The following is a 21574-nucleotide window of genomic DNA, read 5'->3' as shown; positions in this document are numbered from 1 at the left end:
TCTACCAATGTATTGAACAATCTATAAGATTGGGGCAAATCATTGTAATGCAATTTTTCTGACTTGCGTAAAGTTCATCCGGATTATTCTCTATGCAGATTGTATATAACTCATACTGACTTTATACTGCGCTCACTTTGCAGCAAGTCCAAGCCTTCAGGCTTTAGGGAAGCTGGTGTAAATCCAGCACTGCCCCCGCAACGGTAAAAAATGAAACGTCTATCAATTTAAACTCTTCGGTTTACACCACTGCATCTTGATGTGGGAAGGTGGATATACAGCAAAGTCGCTGCTTTGCACATTTAAGTCCGGAAACCTGCTTGTTGTGTTCTCTCACTCAATCATTCACGGGGAAGTGAATGTATGGAGCACATTATGTCTATTCAATTTCAACCGACTGCTTTGGTCGGTGCAATCGCACTTGCGTTGGGTTCTACTTCATCTGTTTTTGCGCAAGAACAAGCGACTGCAAAAGTATCTTTAGAAACCATCGTTATTACAGCTACACGTTCAGAAGAAAAGATTGAAAATGTGCCTGCGCGGATTTCAGTCATCGGCGAACAGCAAATTCAACAATCTCCTATTGCAGATTTAGGTTCTCTACTGAATAGAGAAGCATCTATTAACATTGTGCAATCAGGTGGTATTGGTCAAACGACATCTGCGTTCCTTCGTGGTACAGATCCAAAGCACCTTCTATTTTTAAAAGATGGCGTCAGTTTAAATACCGCTCTAGATGGTGGCTCTAATATTCCTTATATAGATTTAAGCGATATTGAACGTATTGAAGTCTTAAGAGGTCCTGCATCCGTTCAGTATGGTACAGATGCGATTGGTGGTGTCATCAATGTGATTTCTGCTACACCTAAAAAAACAGGGATATCATTAACCAATGAAATTGGTGAAAATCATACCTATAAATCTATTATTGGTGCAGATTTTGTAGATCAGTCAGGTTTATATGCTCAAATTAAAGGTCAGCGCCTTGAAAGTGATGGTACGCCTGTAACGAACAAAGCTAAAGTAAACGCGGGATACGATCAGAAAGGCTATAGTGCTAAATTAGGCCTCAATAAAGAAAAATATAGTGCAAGTCTTAGTTTTAGTGAGAATGAAGGAACTAATATTTACTATGGCGGCTCACAAGATTTTTTAAACCAAGTCCTTATTGCTAAAGCAAGTGCTCAAGTTTCACCGAACCTTTTACTGAATGGACAATACTCAAACTTCAAAGATGAATTATTAGGAGCCGGAAATAGCTATCTATTTAACACTGAACGTGATGAAGCTGATTTAACTGCTAAATGGAAATTATCTAATACACAGCATTTTCTTTTGGGTGCCAGTTTAAAGAAAGCAAATATTGAAAGTTATGCAATTTTGGGACAAAAACAGGACTTAGACAGTACTGGATACTATGCACAACATAATTACGATTCAGATAAAGTGCATACTCAAGCAGGTTTACGTTTAGAAGATCATGACAAGTTTGGAAGTCATGTCGTCGGTCAACTCGCAGGGCGATATAACCTAAATGCCAAAACCAGTGTTTACACCAATGTCGGGACTGGTTTTAAAGCACCGACTGGCAATCAGCTTTTTTATGCAAGTACATTTATTGATACATATACTAAGCCAACACCTGTTACCTATATCACTACTGGCAATCCAAACTTGGAACCTGAAGAAAGCATTTCGTTCGAGATTGGCATTGATCAAGACTTAGCCTATGGTTTCTCAACATCTGCCTCAGTATACGAGACCAAAGTCAAAAATCTCATTGATTATGTATCCGATTGGAATGAGGAGACTCAAACATCTTCATCTACCTATGTGAACACAAGTAAAGCGAAAATGATGGGCGGTGAATTGGGGCTTAAATGGCAGAATAATGAACTGTTTGTAAGTGGTGAATATGCTTATGTTAAAACTAAAGATGAAGATAAGGGCTATGAATTAGCTCGTCGTCCTCGCCAATCTCTTTCTACGACTGTTGGATTAGAAAATAATGTGTATGGTTTAAGTGCGACATTAATTGCCAAATCAACCTCAAAATTTTCGGCAACTAAAGACTCTAAAGAGCTCCCAGGCTATGCCACTGTAGACTTAAATGGCTATTGGAATCTCAATCCAAATATCAAACTATTTACTAACATTAAAAATGTGGGTGATGTGAAATTTAAAGCAGCTTCATACGGTGGAGATGAATTTTACATCAATGGTGGTCGTCTGGCTTCCGCAGGTGTGACTCTCAAATACTAAGTTCATTACTTTTTAAATAAATTACTTTGAGAATCATGTCATCGCTATGGCATGATTCTTTTTATATTCAGCATACTAAAATTTAAGGAACTCTCATGGGTCACCGTTTAAGTAAAATTTATACCCGTACAGGCGATTCAGGTACAACAGGACTCGGTGATGGTTCACGTGTACCAAAAGATGACTTACGTATTGATGCGCTTGGTGATGTGGATGAACTGAATGCCGTGATTGGTGTATTACGTGCACAGATTTCAGCAAGCACGATTGAAGATAAAGCCACTTGGGACAAATCTTTAAGCCTGATTCAACACTGGTTATTTGATCTCGGTGGTGAAGTGTGTATTCCGGGTTTTAATCTGGTACAACCTGTGTCGATTGATTTTCTAGAAAATGATATCGACCGTATGAATGAAGCCTTGCCAATGCTCAAAGACTTTATTCTGCCTGCTGGCACTTTAGTCTGCAGCTTTGCCCATCAGGCGCGCGCAGTCTGCCGCCGGGCAGAACGTAGCGTGATGTCAGTCCACTCTCGCGACCAGAATATTCAGGCAGCGTCGCTACAACTGCTGAACCGTTTATCAGACTGGCTATTTGTAGCATCGCGCACCTTGCAACGCAGCGAGGGCGGTTCAGAAGTGCTGTGGCAAAAAAATATCAATGACAGCATCGAAAACTAGAATTATTTCTTGATTCTAAATCTAAAAATACGCGTCAGATGTATCTTGATTTTACAGTGCATCTGACGACAATAAGCCTTATCATCTTTTTGTCACATAGCACGCATACAATGAAATCAACTTCTCAATTTATGGGCAGTCTATGCGCATAATTGGTCATCGTGGTGCACGTGGCGAAGCCCCTGAAAATACCCTAGGCGGTTTTCAATATATTCAAGACATCGGTATTCGCGCCGTTGAGTTTGATGTGCGTCAGCTCAAAGACAATGCCTTAATCATCATGCATGATGATGATTTTGTGCGAACCACAGGTTTGCAAAAGCATTTATATGAATGCAATCGTCAAGATCTTGCACACTATAATCATGCTGTGACCTGGTCAGACTGGAATAAAGTCGAAGCCACTCCCCTTTTAAATCAGACCTTAAATGTCATTCGAGACTTTGAGCATATTGAAGTCGAAATCAAAAGTGTCGATTCCGAAGCTGCGGCTGAGAAAATTGCACTGGACGTTGCACAGCAACTGCAAGGCTATGAGCAGGCAGCCATCATTACCAGTTTTGATGCCAAAGTCCTGCAAGCCTTCAAACAGCAAAATTCCCGGCTAAAACGCGGTTTACTCATCGAAACCGACCTAAAATATCAAGCGATTGATCAGGCGCTAGAACTGGATTGCTGTCATATTGGCTGGATGAATGAGCTGGCCAGCAAAGACCTGATTCAGGCCACCCAGGCTGCTGAATTGAATATCAGTGTCTGGACGGTCAATGATGTGAGCCGAGCCAAAGAGCTGCGTGATTGGGGAATTCAAGGGCTGATTACCGATTACCCAAAACTGATGCTGCAGCAACTCTAAAAAACAGCCTGATTATTGATCAGTTCAAATCGTTTTATTTAAGACAGCTCGATTTCATGTCAAGCTATTAAAGCGTGTCTGACTTTTAGATTGATTCGACTTGAATGTTAAATTAATTTTCTATGAGATATATTCTGCAAATTTTCTGGCAATATTGTAGAAATTATGAACAGTTAAATCGCTTAATATTAGCCCAATTAAATAGTCTAAAAGACCGATAATCCTCAGTCACTTAGTCGGAAATCAAGCCCCGTCTAGACTGGCAAAATGGTCGTTTTTGCCCTACTTATCCTGTTACTGACAAGTACAATACAACCGTACAATAATGCTAGTGATGCTATAGGCCACATGCTAATATAAACAAGATAGGCTGCTGTTAAAATCAACAGTGGTTTCTGCTTTTTGTTAAACCTTCCGAGGTTCTAGGAGTGCTGTTGGAGATGAATGCTCCCTTACCCAAAGCCCCCATTAACTGGATTGCGGTGTTTGCATTGGTGTTATTACCCATTGTCGCCCTGATTGCAATTCCGTTATATGCGTATCACCATGATTTTAGCGCCGCCGCTTGGATCAGCATGTTTGTTTTACTGGGCGTAAGCAGCCTTGGCATTACAGCAGGATACCATCGCCTGTGGGCACATCGTGCTTATGAAGCCACTCTACCATTAAAAATCATCTTAATGATTATGGGTACATTTGCTGTACAGAATAGTATCTTGTTCTGGGCATCTGGTCACCGTACTCATCATCGTCATGTCGATGATGTGGATCAAGATCCGTACTCGATCAACAAAGGTTTCTGGTATGCACATATCGGCTGGATGTTACGTGATTATCCATCAGGTGTGGCAAACTATAAAAATGCGCCAGATCTGTTAAAAGACAAAGTCGTCATGTTTCAGGACAAATACTATATTCCATTAGTGATTGCCGTTCATGCTGCTATTTTGCTTCCAATTGGCTGGGCAGTCGGCGATGTCTGGGGAGTCTTGCTGCTGGGTGGATTAGTGCGTTTAATCCTGAGCCATCATGTGACTTTCTTCATCAACTCGCTGTGTCACATGTGGGGTAATCGTCCTTATACCGACGAAAACACTGCACGTGACAACTTCGTACTTGCGATTGCCACCTGGGGTGAGGGTTATCATAATTACCACCACATTTTCCAGTACGATTACCGTAATGGCGTGAAATGGTGGCAATACGATCCAACCAAATGGTTGATCTGGACCTGTTCTAAACTGGGTTTAGCCAAAAACTTACGTCGTATTCCTAGCTTTAATATCAAAAAAGCAGAACTGGCAATGAAGTTTAAATATGCTGAACAGGATCTTGCGGTCTATGGCCATGATGTCTCTGAAGACATCATTACTGTGAAAACCAAGATTGCACAGGAATATGATGCCTTTACCCAAACCTTAAATGACTGGGCCAAACTAAAAGAGCAAGAAATTCAGGTGAAAAAGGCTTCTATGGCAGAAAAAATTCACCAGATGGATGACAAACTGAAAGTTGAATTCCAGCTGGTTGAACAGCGTTTATCCCATCACCGGGCAACCTTGAATTTACTGGTTCGTAATTTGAAAAAATCAGCAGTATCTTAATAAAACTGCTCACAAAAAAGCCCCAATCGGGGCTTTTTTTATGTCTGAAAGATAACTTGAACTCTCGTTTATACAACAGTTTTCTACAGGCAACTTTGTTATAGTCAAGGTATTCCAAGCCTGTACTGAGTGCCATGTATTTTAACTCTCGTTATCAAACCCTTCCTGCTGCCCTTTACCACCATCAAGTTCCGCTACCGTTGAAAGGCGCAAAAGCCGGGCATTTTAACGTAGCTTTGGCAGAACAACTGCAATGGTCAGATGAAGACAAAGCGCAATGGGTCGAGATGTGTAGTGGTCAGAAAGTCTTTGCTGAGTTTCAACCCTTGGCCATGGTCTACGCAGGTCATCAGTTTGGTCAATGGGCTGGACAATTGGGAGATGGTCGCGGCCTGTTAATTGCACAGATCCTTGATCAGGAAGGTCAGACTATTGACCTGCATTTAAAAGGTGCGGGTGCAACGCCCTATTCGCGTATGGGTGATGGGCGTGCAGTGCTGCGTTCAGTGATTCGTGAATATCTGGCGGGTCATGCATTAAATGCTTTGGGTGTAGCATCCAGTAATGCAGTAGGTTTTACTTCCTCAATGCAAGGTATTCAGCGCGAAAGGCTGGAGCCGGGTGCGATGATGTTACGTACCTCAGACTGTCATATTCGTTTCGGGCATTTTGAATGGATCAATCAATATCAGCCGGATCTGCTGGCTGAATTTACCCAGAAATGTATTGAATGGCATTATCCGGAATGCCTGCAAGCCGAACAGCCGATTCTGAGCTTTGCCACCAAAGTTATTCAGCGCACTGCCGTCATGATTGCCAAATGGCAATTGGTTGGTTTTGCACATGGCGTGATGAATACTGACAATCTGAATATTACCGGCTCGACTTTGGACTTTGGTCCTTATGGCTTTATGGAACGCTTCCGTCCGAACTGGATCAATAACCACTCGGATTATCAAGGGCGTTATACCTATCAGCAACAACCAAGTATCGGGCACTGGAACTTGTGGCAATGGTTAAACAATCTGGTTCCCCTCTGCCCTGCGGATTATGACAAAGAACAATGGAAACAGGATCTGGCCGGCTGTCTGGAACATTATGAGCCGACATTCTTGGAACATTACAAACACGGTTTAAACCAGAAAATGGGCTTGCCAGGTTTCCATAAAGACAGTTTTGACTGTGCGATGGCATTTTTGCGAATCTTGCAAAGTGAGCAACTGGATTACACCCAGAGTTTTATCCGCCTGCAAAATAAAGACTATGACGCTATTAAAGATGATTGTCTGGATCGCCGTCAGTTTGAAGCTTTCCTGACACAATATGAAACTATTCGTGCACATCAGGATATTGAAGAACTGGATGCCGCCATGAAGCAAGCCAATCCGCATTACATTCTGCGCAATCACATGGCACAGAAAGCCATTGAACGGGCAGAGCGTGATGATTTTTCCGAAGTCGATCGTTTGTTTAAATTGCTCAGCCAGCCTTATCTGAAACAGCCAGATCTTGAACATGCTGAAGATTTAGCACCATTGCCAAGTGATGTGCCGGAAGTGATGGTGAGTTGTTCGTCTTAATAAATAGAATCAAAAAACATGCAAAAAATTGATCAAACTAAACTGACGCATGAAATTATTGAAACAGCATATAAGCTGCTTACTCACAAACTCGCATTTGGAGGATTAATTACACATAATGAAAGTGCTTTCCAATTAGAATTAGGACATATTTTAAAAACACTTGGGCAGTTATATGAGTTTAGGTTAAGCGACAAATTCCATTTAGAGTTTGAAGCATTTTTACCTTTAAAAACAACAAGTATTAAGAGTCAATCTGAGCGAGCAAGAGTCGATATTTTAATTCGTTATCAAGATGGTGATCATCAAACTTGTGCTGCTATAGAACTAAAATTCTTTAAGAAAAGTAACCATCGGGAACCTAATAACCGTTACGATGTCTTTAAAGATCTTTCAAATTTAGAACTTTACAAGAAAAATGGAATCGACATTTGTTATTTTATTCTTGCAACTGATCATCCCCACTATTACAACCAAATAAAATATTCAGATGATACCCGTGATTTTGATTTCAGGCATAAAAGTACGTATAGAGAAGGAACGATATTAAGCTATAGAACTCCTAAGCCTTACGGAACCGATATTACACTCATGCAAGACTATGAGTTTTTATGGGACCAGATTAACGATTTATATTTTCTGAAAGTACAAGTTTAAATAAATGTGGATGGTTAATAATGACATCCACATTTATTTTTTCAATCAGTCCTCAGGATATTCAAAACGGTAGCCAACACCATACACCGCCTGAATCCACTCATGACGGTTACCGGTTTCAGCAGCATCCGAAATTTTACGGCGCAGGTTTTTGATATGACTGTCAATCACGCGATCCGCGACATCAAAACTGTCTGGATTGATATGATCCAGCAATTGCGCACGTGAATAGACCTGCCCGACATGTTCCAGGAATAACTCCAGTAAACGGAATTCGGTCGGCGTCAGATTCAAGGCCTTTTGCTGATACCAGATACGCTGCTGGGATTTATCCATACGGAACAGATCATTACTTTCCGGTTCTGATTTACGGTCCAGACGACGTAAGACTGCCTGTACCCGTGCCACCAGTTCCTTCGGACTAAATGGTTTACACAGATAATCATCTGCGCCCATATTCAGACCCAGCACACGGTCAATTTCTTCGGTACGCGCGGTCACCATAATAATCGGCAAATCTGACTGTTCACGCACTTTACGGCAAATGGTCAGACCGTCCATACGCGGCACCATCAAGTCCAAAATCATCAGACTCGGTTTACGCTGGGTAAAACTGTTATATGCTTCCTGCCCATCATGAAACATACTGACCTCAAAACCAGCAGCTTCCAGATAGTCTCGCACCAATTGTGCAAGTTCGATTTCATCTTCAACCAGCATGACATGTTTCATCAATATATTTCCTTTAGGGTTTCATTTGTTTAGGAAAACTCAGTTTGCAGCGTAAACCACCGAGTGGTGAATGCGCAAAGCTTAAGCTGCCACCCAGCGCCTGCGTAATTTTACATGATAATGCCAAACCAAGCCCAGTTCCGCCAGTCGCCCGGGTACGCGAATCATCGACACGGTAGAAACGCTCGCCAATCCGCGCCAGTTGCTCATCGCTCAAACCAAATGGGCTGTCATCGACATATAAGCTCCATTCTTTCTCATCCTGCATGCTATGAATATGCACCTGCCCGCCCGCTTCAGTATAGCGAATACTATTACTAAGCAAGTTGGCCACAATCTGTTTAAAACGATCCAGATCCAGATTTAACTCAGTATCTTCGCCATTTGCGGTGACCGTCAATTTAGCCTGTTCAAAGTTTGGCTGGAAGTTGATCAGTTCCTGCTGTACCACCTCCCACGGATTCACCGTCGAGAAGTAAAATTGCAATTGCTGCGCATCGGCCTGTGCCAATGCGGCCAGATCCTGTGTCAGTTTTTTCAGGCTGGTGACCTGCGCCAGCATGGAAGCAAAATGTTCAGGGGTGGGTTTACGAATCCCATCCTGCATTGCTTCAATCTGTGCCTGCAATACCGCCAATGGCGTTTTCAATTCATGTGAAGTATCTGCCACCCATTGACGGCGTGAGGTTTCATGCTGATCCAGAATCACAGCCAAGGCATTTAATTCATTGGATAAATCACCCAATTCATCATTGCGGTTGACTTTGACCTGATACTGATAATTGCCTTGGGTCAGAGCACGCGTACCATTCAGCAAACGTTGAATTGGTTTCTTGAAATAAGTCGCCAATAACAAGGAGGCAATCAGACTGGCCAAAATACTGAGCGCATAGACCAAAAATAAATAACGCTTTTGATTACTAAAAAAATTAATACTTAAGGCATCATCCTGATCCAGAACCGGCTTTAAGCCCAGATAGCCAACAATCTGATTATTCACCATAATCGGACGATAGGAAATCTGCTCATCTGAAGCCTCACCTACCACAAAACGCCGTTTTGCATCATACAATGAAAGACGTGAACTGAGACCAAGACGGTCCGGCATCTGGATAAACTGCTTCTTGCCGGTCGGCTGCTGTGCTGCTTGTTCGCCATTCTTACGGTCAGTTCTAAACAGATTCTGATTGGAACTCAGCGGGAATTTTAGGCCTTCAAAGGGCTGAAACTGCGAGGGTAGATTGGAAGCCAGGAGGCGTAACTCTTCTTCATTGACCTGACGCGGTGGCAAAGCCGGATCGACCATACTGGGTGCGACTTGAACCAGGGTCTGTTCCTGAAAATAGCGCTGCTGCAAGGCAATATCATACTGACGGCGCAGCCACCAGCGTGATAAACGATCATAATCATCTGGCGCAGCCTCCCCTTCCATTTGTAGAATCTGGGCCTGAATCGCATTGCCCCAGTCCTGATACACCGCATAGACATCCGCCAGATTTTTAATCACATAATCCAGTTTCTGCATTTCGACATCAGCCACATAGCGGGCGAAATTACGCTGCATATTCAGATGCAGTACACCCAGACTCACTGTGGTAATAACCAGCGTGGTCAACAGTACGGTCAAAAATAGACGTAATGCAATCGGAATACGGCGAATGTTCAAAACAGAAATCTCAATTTTTCTTCTATATTCATTATTGTAGCGAACATGGCATCAAAAAACTCTTCATTGTTTCTTCATCTTTATTGTTTAATCTTTACCTGACATAAAATCAGGTTCTTGACGGGAATAAATACAATGCAAGCCATGACAAAAATAGCCTTAATCAGTGCCAGTGTTCTTTCTATGGGTGCTTTGACTGCCTGTCAATCTACCAGTAATGTACCGAACAATGAGCATCGCCAAATGATGAAACATCATCATGAGGGTAAAAAACAGCATCATCTTTCGCCTGAACAGCGCGAGCAGTTTAAGGAAAAGCGTGCGGAACGTCTGCAATTTGCTAAACAGCTGCAACAGGCCTGTGACAATAAAGCCGTAGGTTCAGCGGTTCAAATCAAGGCCGGTGATAAAACCATTGATGGCAATTGCACTATCGTTTTTAAAGCCGATCGTAAAAACATGCAAGGCGAACACCGCGGCATGAAAGGTGAACATCGCCCGATGCGTGCTGATGTCCGTGGCGGCATGATGCGCGGTGAAGCATTAACTGATGCAAAACGTGCAGAATTGACCAAACAGTTTGATCAACGTCTGGCTCAGCGTCAGGCACAACAACAAGTGATGCTGCAAGCCTGTCAAGGCAAGAAAGATGGTACTGCTGCACAGATCAAAGCAGGTGAACAAACAGTAAATGGTCAATGTCATGTTCGTTTCCAGCCCAAAACATCTGCCTATTAATGCATAGGAATCAATGATTCACGACAAGCACCTTCGGGTGCTTTTTTATTGCGTGCTATTTACCCTGGATAGTTGACTATTCGTATCATACAAAATATGACTAAAGCCTTTATACTCAATATGTTTAATACGTCATGCATATTAATCTTTGACTTTACAGTCACCAAGAAATCCCCCTGAAAAGCTTGTACCGCAGGGGAAGATGTTGCAGGATTAGAATCATTCCAAACCGTGTCAGTGAAGATACGTTTTTAGTTCATCTAAGATTATAACGCTGGTTAAACCAGTATTGAGGAAACCGATATGCCACAATACAAAGCGCCTTTACGTGATATGCAATTTGTGTTGCATGAATTATTAAATGCTGAACAACACTATGCAAATCTCCCTGCATTCCAAGAAAACGTAAGCCGTGAACTGGTAGATCAGTATTTAGAAGCTGCGGCTGATTTCTGTGAAAATGAACTCTCTCCGATTAACCAGGCGGGCGACCGTGAAGGTTGTACCTGGAATGACGGCGTGGTGACTACACCAACAGGCTTTAAAGAAGCGTATCAAAAATACATCGAGCTGGGCTTCCCTTCACTTTCTGCTGAAGAACAGTATGGCGGTCAAGGCTTACCGAACTCTTTAGGGATTACCATCTCTGAAATGGTCGGTACTGCGAACTGGGCATGGGGCATGTACCCTGGCCTGTCTCACGGTGCGGTTCGTACTTTAGAACACCACGGTTCAGCTGAACAAAAAGATGCTTACCTGCCTAAACTGGTTTCAGGTGAGTGGACGGGTACCATGTGCCTGACCGAGTCGCATGCAGGTTCTGACCTGGGTATTATCCGTACCAAAGCCGAGCCTCAAGCAGATGGCAGCTACGCCATTTCTGGCGAGAAAATCTTCATCTCTGCGGGTGAACACGACATGGCTGAAAACATCATCCATATCGTACTGGCACGTTTACCGGGCGCACCGAAAGGCACCAAAGGTATTTCATTATTCATCGTACCGAAGTTCAACCTGAATGCCGATGGCTCTATTGCCGATCGCAATGGCGTACGTTGTGGTTCAATCGAACATAAAATGGGGATCCACGGTAACGCAACCTGTGTGATCAACTTCGATAACGCGAAAGGCTTCCTGATTGGCCCTGAAAACCGTGGTCTGAACTGCATGTTCACCTTCATGAACACCGCACGTATCGGTACGGCAGTACAAGGTCTGGCAGCGTCTGAAGGTTCTTTCCAGGGTGCACTTGCCTACGCAAAAGACCGTCTGGCGATGCGTTCACTGTCTGGCCCTAAAAACCCGGAAAAAGAAGCAGATCCAATCATTGTGCATCCAGCTGTACGTAACATGCTGCTAACCCAAAAAGCATATGCAGAAGCAGGTCGTGCACTGGTTTACCTGTTGGCGCAATATGCGGACGTGGTTGAACATGCTGTAGAAGAAGCCGATCGTAAATTTGCAGACAATATCCTGTCTCTACTTACCCCAATCGCAAAAGCATTCCTGACTGAAACCGGTTCTGAAGCTGCGAAACACGGTGTGCAGGTCTTCGGTGGTCATGGCTTCATTTCTGAGCATGGCATGGAGCAAATCGTACGTGATACACGTATTGCCTGTTTGTACGAAGGTACCACTGAAATTCAGGCGCTGGACTTGTTAGGTCGTAAAGTGTTGGGTACTCAAGGTGCGATGTTGAAAGACTTCACCAAGATGATCCACAAATTTGCTGAAGCGCACAAAGACAATGCTGCAATGAAAGAATTCGTTGAGCCATTGGCTGCCTTGAACAAGGAATGGGGCGACCTGACCATGCAAATTGGTATGCGTGCGATGCAAAACCCTGAAGAAGTCGGTGCAGCTGCGGTCGATTACCTGTACTTCTCTGGTTATGTCACCCTGGCTTACCTATGGGCACGTATGGCACTGGTTGCTCAAGAGCAACTGGCTGCTGGCACCACTGAAGTTGACTTCTACAATGCCAAAGTGACCACTGCACGCTTCTACTTCAAGAAAATCCTGCCACGCGTTCGTTCACATGTTGACGTGATCGCAACAGGTGTAGAGCCATTGATGAACCTGGATGCAGAACATTTCGCATTCTAAGTTAGAATCAGACTAATCGCATCACAGAAAAAGGACGGTCAATGAACAGACAGTCCTTTTTCTTTATAACGAGTTACAGAATTAACCTTTAGTCGTCTAACATTCAGATTTTGAGTGTTTTAGACTGATTAAAACTTATTTAATCAAACAATAAACAGGTGACACACCATGCCAATTTATAACGCGCCACTTGCCGATATGAAATTCATCCTCAACGATGTCTTTAATGCAGAACAATTCTGGCAAGCCAATGAAAATTTAGCGCACCTCGATGCTGCAACAGCAGAAGCTATTCTGGAAGAAATGGCGAAATTTGCGCAAAACGTGACCCTGCCACTCAACCGTAGCGGTGATGAAGAAGGCGCAAAATATGAAAATGGCAATGTGACTACCCCTGCTGGCTTTAAAGAAGCCTTTAAACAATATGCCGAAGGCGGCTGGATCGGGTTGGGCGCAGATACCGAATGGGGCGGCCAGGAAATGCCGAAAATGCTAACGGTACTTTCTGATGAAATGCTGTTTGCCACCAACCCGTCTTTCATGCTGTATCCGCTGCTGTCTGTCGGTGCAGGTATGGCCTTAAACAGCTATGCTTCACAAGCGCAAAAAGAAACCTATTTACCTAAAATTTATTCGGGTGAATGGTCGGGCACCATGTGCTTAACTGAACCACATGCCGGTACTGATCTGGGGATTATCAAGACTAAAGCTGAACGCAATGAGGATGGTAGCTATAGCATCACCGGCACCAAGATTTTCATCACTGGTGGTGACCACGACCTGGCGGAAAACATCATTCATTTAGTTCTGGCCAAAACACCAGATGCACCTGCGGGTTCACGTGGTATTTCCCTGTTCATCGTACCGAAATTCCTGGTCAATGAAGATGGTTCTGTTGGCGAACGCAATCCTGTAGGGCCAGGTTCTATCGAACACAAAATGGGCATTAAAGCTTCTGCGACCTGTGTCATGAATTTTGATGGCGCTAAAGGTTATCTGGTGGGTAAAGAAAACGAAGGTCTGGCTGCGATGTTCGTGATGATGAACTACGAACGCCTGTCCATGGGAATTCAGGGCTTAGGTGCTTCTGAATTTGCTTATCAAAATGCTGCACAATACGCGACCGATCGTTTACAGGGTCGCAGTGCGGCTGGTGTTCAATCACCAAGCAAACCGGCGGACAGTATTCTGGTGCATGGTGATGTACGCCGTATGCTGCTGAATGTACGTGCCAACAATGAAGCGTCTCGTGCCTTTGCAGTCTATGTCGGTCAGCAACTGGACATTACCAAGTTCTCTACTGATCCTGAAGCGGTGAAAAAAGCCAATGACCGCGTGGCACTACTCACGCCAATCGCAAAAGCCTATTTAACCGATACTGCCTTCCAGGCAACATTAGATGCGCAAATGGTGTTTGGTGGTCATGGCTATATCCGTGAATGGGGCGTGGAACAATGTATCCGTGACCTGCGTATTTCTCAGATCTATGAAGGCACCAACGGCGTACAGTCACAAGATTTAATCGGTCGTAAAACCATTAAATGTGGCGGTGAATATATCTCTGAATATATCTCTGAAATCCGTGACTTTGCCAACAGTCTGGATGCAGACCTAAACTTCATTAAAGACGCCACTTTGGATGCAGCGACTGAAGTCGAATCGGTGACTCAGTTTATTCTGGAAGCAGCAAGAGAAAGTCATGATTTCCCGAACTCGACCGCGGTCGACTATCTGCACGCTGTCGGTCTGCTCAGCTTCTCGTATATGTTCGCGCGTATTGCCAATGCTGCGAAAAATAAAGAGGGCGAGTTCTATCAAAACAAACTGGCTTTGGCGAATTATTTTGTGCAACGCATTCTGCCTGAGCTGGCTCTACGCATCACCAAAGTAAAATCAGGTTCTGACCTGATCATGAACTTCTCTGAAGATTACTTCACGACTCAAGCTTAAGCTGAAACAGCCATAATCAAAAACGCCTGCTTGATGCAGGCGTTTTTGATTGCAATTCGAAACTTAAACTTTCTGAATCATTAAAGAATCCGGTTGATTATTGCTTTTCGGATTCAGATGTTTATTCACAATTTTGATATTCCCCTCTGACTCTAAAGACTCGCAGAGTTCCACCACCTTTTGCATATCTTCAGCCTTAATGCCTACGCCGAGGATTAATTTTTTTCCGGCTTCTAATTGGTCAATTTTTGTTTGAATTTTATCTAACACTTTTTTCTCCTATTTATTCAATGTACCACCCATACAATATAGCAATTTAGTCTAAAAAAAGCGCAAAAGTTCAAATAATTTAATCTTTATTTTTCATCCAATCATTCTGTGCATAATTTTTGCAGGTTATTCTATAAGTATTGTTTATATCACATAAAAATCAGGAGGATCTTATGCCGAAACCCCATCCCAAAGTTGAAAAACTTGAAGCCCTCCTCGACCGTTTTGGTAATCTTGCTGTAGAAAGTTTTCATTATATTGCGCTGTTTATTATTGGCTGTATGGTGATCTGGTCTGCTGGCCATACCGTCATCGATATTCTGACCGTGAAACAGTTCGCCACCATTGACGATATTCTTTTACTGTTCATCTATCTCGAACTCGGTGCCATGGTGGGGATCTATTTTAAAACCAATCATATGCCGGTACGCTTCCTGATTTATATTGCCATTACCGCACTGACCCGCTTGCTCATTGCGGACATTCAGCACACGCATAAAGCCAGTATGGATCTGGTGATTATTACCGGTTCGATCCTGATTATGGCATTTGCCATTTTAGTGGTGCGCTATGCGTCATGGACCTATCCATCGGTAATTCGTGACAAACACAGCGAGAAACCAGTGCCACAAGGCAAAACGCCTCGTCCGGAAGATGATGAGTTGGCTTGATATAAAAAACCCCCCTTGAATAAAGGGGGATTTTTAACTTAACGATTCGGCACCAGCACATAACGTCCATTTTCATAAATCCAGTAACTGCCACGCGGTGGTGCAGGTAAGCCCAGACGCTGCCAGTCACTGATAACGCTATATCTTGAACTTTCAATTCGAGCCACATTCGGATCGCCATTCACCCAGCTATAGCTATTGGAATTTTGATAAATCGTGGTCGGTGCCTGATACTGGATATTGAGACCACTTTGACTTTGAGCAGGCGGATAACCCCAATGGGTCGGTCGTTGCGGGTAATGTGGTCTAGGTGGCATCGGACGCTGCGGATAAGAGTGCCGTGGTGGATCATAAGAGCGTGATGGTGCAGCGCGGTAATTCGGCTTAGAACGTTCAACCCCTGTATATCCGCCCCAAGCGTTTCCGGCCATCGTCTGTGCAGAAGCCCCCAATAGCAATGCAGCAAATATTGCACTCAATAACACTATTTTCATTTGAGCTTCCTCTCAATCACTCGTTTATATTTTAAACAAAATAAATGCAGAAAATATGAATACGCTTACTGACCCTGCAATTTTTTGTAATGTGCCTGCGTATTTTCAATCTAGCAGGCCCATCGGCAGGCGACTGCTTTATGCTAAAATCACTTTTTTAATGTTTCGAGTTGAATACTGTGTCTGATTTAAATTTCGATCGTTTACATGAATATTTTTCTAAAGTGCCGAGTGTTCAAAAAGAACGGATTGATAGCTATGGTTCAGATGGCAAACAGGCATGGTGGTTTAAATTTCAGATCAATGTAGATCATCCGTTGGCTTGGCAGACCGTACAGGAACTAGGTCATGTCCTGAATTATATTTCTAAAAATGAACGTCTTCCGACTCAGTTCCTGCCAGTATCGCCACCACCGTATATGAATGGTGTCGCCAAAGATTTCTTGTCTTGGGTGATTCAATGTAATCATGCCAATTTCCCGCCAGATGTAGTCTGTGACTGGCTAGAAGCGCGTTTACCCAATCCGGTCGACCATGAAGAGCAATGGAAAATTAAAACGGATCTTGCTGAACTTGAAGCATTGTCCGATAAAGAACTGGATGAACTGGTTCCACCGAATCCGGAGCCTTAAAAAATCCCTCCTACCCTCCCTTTAAAAAAGGGAGGTAAAGTCCCTCTTTTCAAAAGAGGGATTTAGGGAGATTATTAGAGATGCTAAAACGTCGACCAGCCGCTCCATTCCATAAAGCGGTACAGCCAATATTTAGACCATGAATTGTCTTCATATTGTCTATAGTCCACACTCATCACACGGCCATTCAGATTTGACCATGCACCATCAAAATATTGTTGGGCATCTTTAAACACTTCTGCCTGATGCTGACCCAGCACGCGCATATTGGTTTCCAGATTATAGTTTTTCAGATTGCGTGCGGTGAAATTGGCCGAGCCTAAAATCATTTCAGCCTGCTGAGCATTACGCTTCATCAATATTTTGCTATGACATTGCTCACCCTGGGTATTGCACCAGCGTACATCAATGCCTGCCTTGTGCAGTTCCGAAGCCACCTGTCGGTTTGGAATCCCGTTTTTCTCACGGCCAAAGGCATCTTTATTGGGATCGAGTAAAACCCGAACCTTAACCCCGCGTTCATGCGCCGCAATCAGACTTTTAATAATCTTACGCTCGGACAGATAAAACATGGCCAGATCAATCTGTTCATTTTCTTTCGCCGTCTGAATCAGATTTAAAGTCGCATCATAAATGGCTTTTTCCGTCAGTACCTGAACTTGTGGCTGGGTATTTTCTGCCTGAAAATCGCCCGCGATAATGGCTGGCATATTGGCCTGTGACATGATGCCGACCGATTGTTCTGTTCTCAGAATATCCACGGCTGTGGTTCCCCAGACCAATAAACCGATATTGGAATGCCGCGAACTCCCATCATGCGGATTCATGGAGGTGACCAGCGCTTTCCAGCCCTGATCGGTGTCTACCACCAAGGTTTTACGATGATTGGCTTTAAAGTTAAATAAATCAAAATAACTGCGCAGAGTAATTTTTTCTGGGCCAAATGGATTCGGCAACCAGCCTTTTTCCGGATTATTACCAATGCCCTGGCAACATAAATACCAGAACCCCGACCAGCTCGGATTGGACGCCCGCAAAGGGATCAGATTGGTTTCAATTACATCGATACCATGCTGACGTAACTTGCGATACTGCTCGGACTGAATTCCGCCATAGACTGAATTGATCGGATCGGTAATGAACTTGATTTCAACTTGCGGTTGCAGCAGACGTTTACTGATTAAGGCATCGCTCAACTGTTGACTCAATGCCTGATGTTCCTGTGTCGAGGCACCGGTTTGCTGATTAAATAAAAACAGATCCAGCACAATCAGTGATTTGGCCTCTTCAATCATCTTCAGCATTTCATTAAAAATACGATGATCTAAGTGCTGTTTTCCTTGTGCATCCAGATAAGTCCGATCGGCCAGAAACTTGACTTCGGCATGGCGCAGCTTGCCGGTGTAATTCAGACCTTCTGGTAAAGGCTTATAAGTATGATAAACAGCAGATGCCAGATAACTGACCGCCAGTAGACTGATAATCAATGCCGCATAACGGCGATTTGACCAGTTCAGTTTATTGTGAATTCGTTGAAAGATACGCATAAGAAAAAACCTAACCCAATATGCTCAGGCTAGGTTTTATCAGATGATTTTTCAAGTCAATTTCAGTGACATCTCTTTGATTTGGTCAGTTATTTCATCACTACTTTAGAAATCATACTGCACACCGACGCTAAAGTTACGACCGACTTGCGGAATATTCGACAGGAATGAAGTATGGGAATAGACCTGATCATCGAGCAGGTTATTGGCCTTGAAATACACCCGATAAGCATTGTTATCTGCAAGGGTATTGGTATAGCTTAAGCCCACATTGACCATGTTGTAGCCTTGGGTTTCCTCTTCATAGCTGGCAATCTTGTCCTGATTGAAGACATGATAATATTCAGCCAGACCTGACCAGCCATCGGCAAAATCTGCTTCCACTTTGCTGCCTAAGCGACCGGCAGGAATACGTGGTGCATTCTCAGCTTCAATTTTGCCACGCACGTAATCGCCAAAGATACTCAGCTTGTACATATCATTGATCTGATAACCGGCTTGTGCTTCTGCACCATAAAACTTGGCTTTGTCTTGCGTGTAATCTAGTTCTAAGAAACCGTGATCTTCACCGACCACATCCCCATAAATGTAGTTATCAAACCAATTGTGATAGACATGCACATGGTAATCCAGTTTATCCCCTGCATAGTGCAGACCTAATTCAAGATTATTTGACTTTTCGACATCGAGTTGATCATTACCATGTTCAATCGTTTCACTCGCATAGTGCTTACCTTGCGCATAAAGCTCTTGCGCAATCGGTAATCGCTGCTGATGTGAACCAACAATTGAAAGCTTATAGTTCGGTGCAAATTCCCAATTGGCTGCAGCAGAACCTGAAAAAGCCGTATCTGAATGATTTTTCTGATTCGAATCAATTTTAATTTCTTGATGATCAGCACGTGCACCCAATTCAATATGCACATCACCCATTTGCTTATGCTCTAAGGCAAATAAACTATATTTTTGAGTCTTGTTATCTGCCATTAAAAGATCATGCTCGTGATCATGTCCATGATCCTCTTCTTCAGCTTCAGGCTCATGACCTGTACCAGAAATTTTAACTTTTTGCTGACTTAACTGTAGACCAATCACACCTTCCCAATCCAAGACAGGAACATGAACCAACTCTAAGCGAGCATCATAAGCTTCACTTTTAAAGTAGCTTAGTGCCTCTGCCCCTTCTAATTCAGCATGTTTATAATCTGTAAAACTAGCATGTGCACGGAGTTTTTCAAAACCAGCCATTGGGTTATATAACTCTGTTCGAACATCGTAGCGTTCAGACTTCAAATCAATCCAAGCACCTGCTTCTTCATGTTCATCATGTCCATGTTCTTCATCGCCATGACTATGCCCTGGTAAACCATATTGATCTTGACGGTTGCTATAAGACAGACCGACAAAACCACGATCATGAATCCATGATCCGCCAATATTGACTGTTTGCCCTTCAGCAAAAGTATTGCCCACACGACGTTCTTTTTCTAATTCGTCATCATGCTCATGAAAATAATCCGGTGCAATATAATCATTGGCTTTACGTTTTGAGCCTTCTACACGCAAAGCAAAATTTTCACCAATTCCAGCCGTAATTCCTGCACTGGCCAGTTTCTCATCACTACCGGTGTTATAGCGCAGACCGACTGTACCTTCCAGACCATCTTCAGGCATTTGCGTTGGAATTTTCTGATCGGTGACATTGACCAGACCACCCACTGTTCCTGCTGCATAGAGTAACGTCGATGGCCCACGAATCACTTCGACCTGTTTTGCCAAAATCGGATCGACGGTGACGGCGTGATCTGGAGATAACGTCGAAACATCGGCTGTCTCTGAAGCATGCTGCAAGACTTTGACACGTGGCCCATCTTGCCCACGAATCACCGGACGGCTGGCCCCCGTACCAAACTGGTTAGAATATACGCCCAGTTCATCTGCCAATGCATCTCCAATGGTGGTTGCACGTTCAGACAAGGCTTTCTGATCTACAACATGATCCGCTACCGCAAAGTCCGCTGCAGTCTGCACCAGTGGATGAGCTTGCACCTGAATGGTGTCCATGGTCTGCACGGGAATGGAAGATGAGGTCTGTTCTGCAAAAACTGTAGGGGCAGCTACAGCAAAAATTGAAAGTGTTATTAGATTCTTAGGGAAGGACATGACTGAAGCTCAAATTCACCATTTTGGATAAATGTTATAATATAACATTTCATTGTTTTTGCAATCCTTTACGATAATCCTTCGCATATTTTATTAAAATGTGTTTTCTGGTTATTTTCATCTTTAAAAAAACTTTTATGCCCTTTACCCTGTCTCATGCTGTACTTGCGCCACCTCTTTCACGTTTAAGCGGAAACTGGCTTCCGATTGCTGCATTGGCGATTGGCTGTATGGTGCCCGATTTACATCGTCTGTTTAGTTCCAGCAATTCGAATGTTACGCATTTATGGTCCTCGCTGATTCATCCAGACCTGTGGATCGGGTTGGGCTTTTGTGCAATCTGGTATGCTCTATATCGGCCAGCCATTTACCGCTTTGTCGGAATTCAGCATGATCTAAATATTCACACTCTCATTTCAGCATTCAAGTTTTTTCTGGCAGTTTGTCTGGCTGTGATCATTGGTACTGCCACGCATTTAATCTGGGATGGTTTGACTCATGTAGACTTTCGTACTTTTGCTTTTCATGATTTTCTAGCACAACCATTTCAGCTTTTTGGACACAGTTATCCGCTGCATCGAATTTTACAAATCGGCACTTCTTTTCTGGCCTTACCGTTTATGCTGTGGATGAGCGTGCATTACTATAAAAAGCATCAGCAATATCTGGCAGTGAACCTGAAAATCAAAGCTTATGCCTGCGGATTATTGCTGTTTTCGATATTCACTGGCCTATTTTCAGTCTGGGATTATGCACGTTATATCTCTACAGAAGTCTGGCAATCCGATCTGTACTATTTTACCGGCCGTTCCATCAATCAATTCAGTCAGGGTTTTCTGATCACCTTTAGTCTGGGCTGTTTGCTGTTTTTATTTTTAGATCGCGATCGCCGGATGGGCTAAGCAAAGTGCTGGCTTTTATCTCATTCACTTTAAAATGATATTGTTTTTGACCCAAGTTCTTGTG

The 21574-nt window shown here is 43.4% G+C and carries 18 protein-coding genes and 1 riboswitch; of the genes, 12 read left to right on the top strand and 6 right to left on the bottom strand.

Translation table 11 applies throughout. The annotated features are described in order from the left end of the window. Window positions 1-127 precede the first annotated feature (127 nt). Window positions 128-339: riboswitch (cobalamin riboswitch) on the top strand. 36 nt (window positions 340-375) lie between these two features. From FTU87_RS05320 to FTU87_RS05295, 6 genes are all read left to right on the top strand, one after another. Next, window positions 376-2262 (top strand): TonB-dependent siderophore receptor, encoded by a 1887-nt coding sequence (locus tag FTU87_RS05320; RefSeq protein ID WP_180096767.1) that lies wholly within the window; start codon window positions 376-378, stop codon window positions 2260-2262. A 95-nt stretch (window positions 2263-2357) separates the two neighbouring features. Then, window positions 2358-2942 (top strand): cob(I)yrinic acid a,c-diamide adenosyltransferase, encoded by a 585-nt coding sequence (locus FTU87_RS05315; protein ID WP_180096766.1) that lies wholly within the window; start codon window positions 2358-2360, stop codon window positions 2940-2942. A 142-nt stretch (window positions 2943-3084) separates the two neighbouring features. Further along, the gene (locus FTU87_RS05310) at window positions 3085-3798 is read left to right on the top strand and encodes a glycerophosphodiester phosphodiesterase (RefSeq protein ID WP_100329210.1); all 714 of its coding nucleotides are present in this window, start codon (window positions 3085-3087) and stop codon (window positions 3796-3798) included. Window positions 3799-4238: 440 nt separating this feature from the next. After that, complete coding sequence (locus tag FTU87_RS05305) at window positions 4239-5402, top strand: acyl-CoA desaturase (RefSeq protein WP_005095770.1); 1164 nt, start codon at window positions 4239-4241, stop codon at window positions 5400-5402. A 134-nt stretch (window positions 5403-5536) separates the two neighbouring features. Continuing rightward, window positions 5537-6982 (top strand): YdiU family protein, encoded by a 1446-nt coding sequence (locus FTU87_RS05300; protein WP_180096765.1) that lies wholly within the window; start codon window positions 5537-5539, stop codon window positions 6980-6982. 18 nt (window positions 6983-7000) lie between these two features. Continuing rightward, on the top strand, window positions 7001-7639 hold the full coding sequence (locus FTU87_RS05295) for a hypothetical protein (RefSeq protein ID WP_180096764.1): 639 nt from the start codon (window positions 7001-7003) through the stop codon (window positions 7637-7639). Between the two features lie 45 nt (window positions 7640-7684). On the opposite strand, the gene FTU87_RS05290 is transcribed toward FTU87_RS05295, so the two are convergent. Continuing rightward, on the bottom strand, window positions 7685-8371 hold the full coding sequence (locus tag FTU87_RS05290) for a response regulator (RefSeq protein WP_004278304.1): 687 nt from the start codon (window positions 8369-8371) through the stop codon (window positions 7685-7687). Window positions 8372-8384: 13 nt separating this feature from the next. Then, window positions 8385-10037 carry a sensor histidine kinase efflux regulator BaeS gene (gene baeS, locus FTU87_RS05285; RefSeq protein ID WP_005095758.1) on the bottom strand — a complete coding sequence of 551 codons (1653 nt, stop codon included), beginning with the start codon at window positions 10035-10037 and terminating at the stop codon, window positions 8385-8387. A gap of 135 nt (window positions 10038-10172) precedes the next feature. Here baeS and FTU87_RS05280 point away from each other — a divergent pair, with 135 nt between their 5' ends. The 3 genes from FTU87_RS05280 to FTU87_RS05270 all read left to right on the top strand — a co-directional run bounded on the left by FTU87_RS05280 (window position 10173) and on the right by FTU87_RS05270 (window position 14831). Continuing rightward, window positions 10173-10775 (top strand): hypothetical protein, encoded by a 603-nt coding sequence (locus FTU87_RS05280; RefSeq protein ID WP_180096763.1) that lies wholly within the window; start codon window positions 10173-10175, stop codon window positions 10773-10775. Window positions 10776-11078: 303 nt separating this feature from the next. Next, a complete protein-coding gene (locus FTU87_RS05275; protein WP_005095752.1) occupies window positions 11079-12881 on the top strand; it encodes an acyl-CoA dehydrogenase C-terminal domain-containing protein in 1803 nt (600 codons plus the stop codon). Window positions 12882-13049: 168 nt separating this feature from the next. Then, window positions 13050-14831 (top strand): acyl-CoA dehydrogenase C-terminal domain-containing protein, encoded by a 1782-nt coding sequence (locus FTU87_RS05270; protein WP_100534592.1) that lies wholly within the window; start codon window positions 13050-13052, stop codon window positions 14829-14831. A gap of 63 nt (window positions 14832-14894) precedes the next feature. On the opposite strand, the gene FTU87_RS05265 is transcribed toward FTU87_RS05270, so the two are convergent. Continuing rightward, complete coding sequence (locus FTU87_RS05265) at window positions 14895-15101, bottom strand: hypothetical protein (RefSeq protein ID WP_005095746.1); 207 nt, start codon at window positions 15099-15101, stop codon at window positions 14895-14897. A gap of 173 nt (window positions 15102-15274) precedes the next feature. Here FTU87_RS05265 and FTU87_RS05260 point away from each other — a divergent pair, with 173 nt between their 5' ends. Then, a complete protein-coding gene (locus tag FTU87_RS05260; RefSeq protein ID WP_005095743.1) occupies window positions 15275-15772 on the top strand; it encodes a phosphate-starvation-inducible protein PsiE in 498 nt (165 codons plus the stop codon). 38 nt (window positions 15773-15810) lie between these two features. Here the strand turns inward: FTU87_RS05260 and FTU87_RS05255 are convergent, their stop codons facing one another. Further along, a complete protein-coding gene (locus tag FTU87_RS05255; RefSeq protein WP_005095740.1) occupies window positions 15811-16266 on the bottom strand; it encodes an RcnB family protein in 456 nt (151 codons plus the stop codon). 179 nt (window positions 16267-16445) lie between these two features. On the opposite strand from FTU87_RS05255, the gene FTU87_RS05250 reads away from it, so the two are divergent. Beyond that, window positions 16446-16898: a hypothetical protein gene (locus FTU87_RS05250; RefSeq protein WP_005095738.1), complete on the top strand. Its 453-nt coding sequence runs from the start codon at window positions 16446-16448 to the stop codon at window positions 16896-16898. Between the two features lie 83 nt (window positions 16899-16981). On the opposite strand, the gene FTU87_RS05245 is transcribed toward FTU87_RS05250, so the two are convergent. Both FTU87_RS05245 and znuD read right to left on the bottom strand, forming a co-directional pair. Beyond that, window positions 16982-18445 carry a phospholipase D-like domain-containing protein gene (locus FTU87_RS05245; protein WP_100329215.1) on the bottom strand — a complete coding sequence of 488 codons (1464 nt, stop codon included), beginning with the start codon at window positions 18443-18445 and terminating at the stop codon, window positions 16982-16984. A 105-nt stretch (window positions 18446-18550) separates the two neighbouring features. Continuing rightward, window positions 18551-20608: a zinc piracy TonB-dependent receptor ZnuD gene (gene znuD / locus FTU87_RS05240; RefSeq protein ID WP_180096762.1), complete on the bottom strand. Its 2058-nt coding sequence runs from the start codon at window positions 20606-20608 to the stop codon at window positions 18551-18553. A 137-nt stretch (window positions 20609-20745) separates the two neighbouring features. Between znuD and FTU87_RS05235 the strand changes: the two genes are divergently transcribed. Further along, window positions 20746-21510 (top strand): DUF4184 family protein, encoded by a 765-nt coding sequence (locus tag FTU87_RS05235; protein WP_180096761.1) that lies wholly within the window; start codon window positions 20746-20748, stop codon window positions 21508-21510. Window positions 21511-21574 lie beyond the last annotated feature (64 nt).

It is taken from the genome of Acinetobacter sp. YH12156, from assembly GCF_013418235.1.
In the GTDB taxonomy this organism is placed as follows: domain Bacteria; phylum Pseudomonadota; class Gammaproteobacteria; order Pseudomonadales; family Moraxellaceae; genus Acinetobacter; species Acinetobacter pseudolwoffii.
Note: the sequence above shows the minus strand (reverse complement) of the source record. Positions and strands in the feature narration are given on the sequence as shown.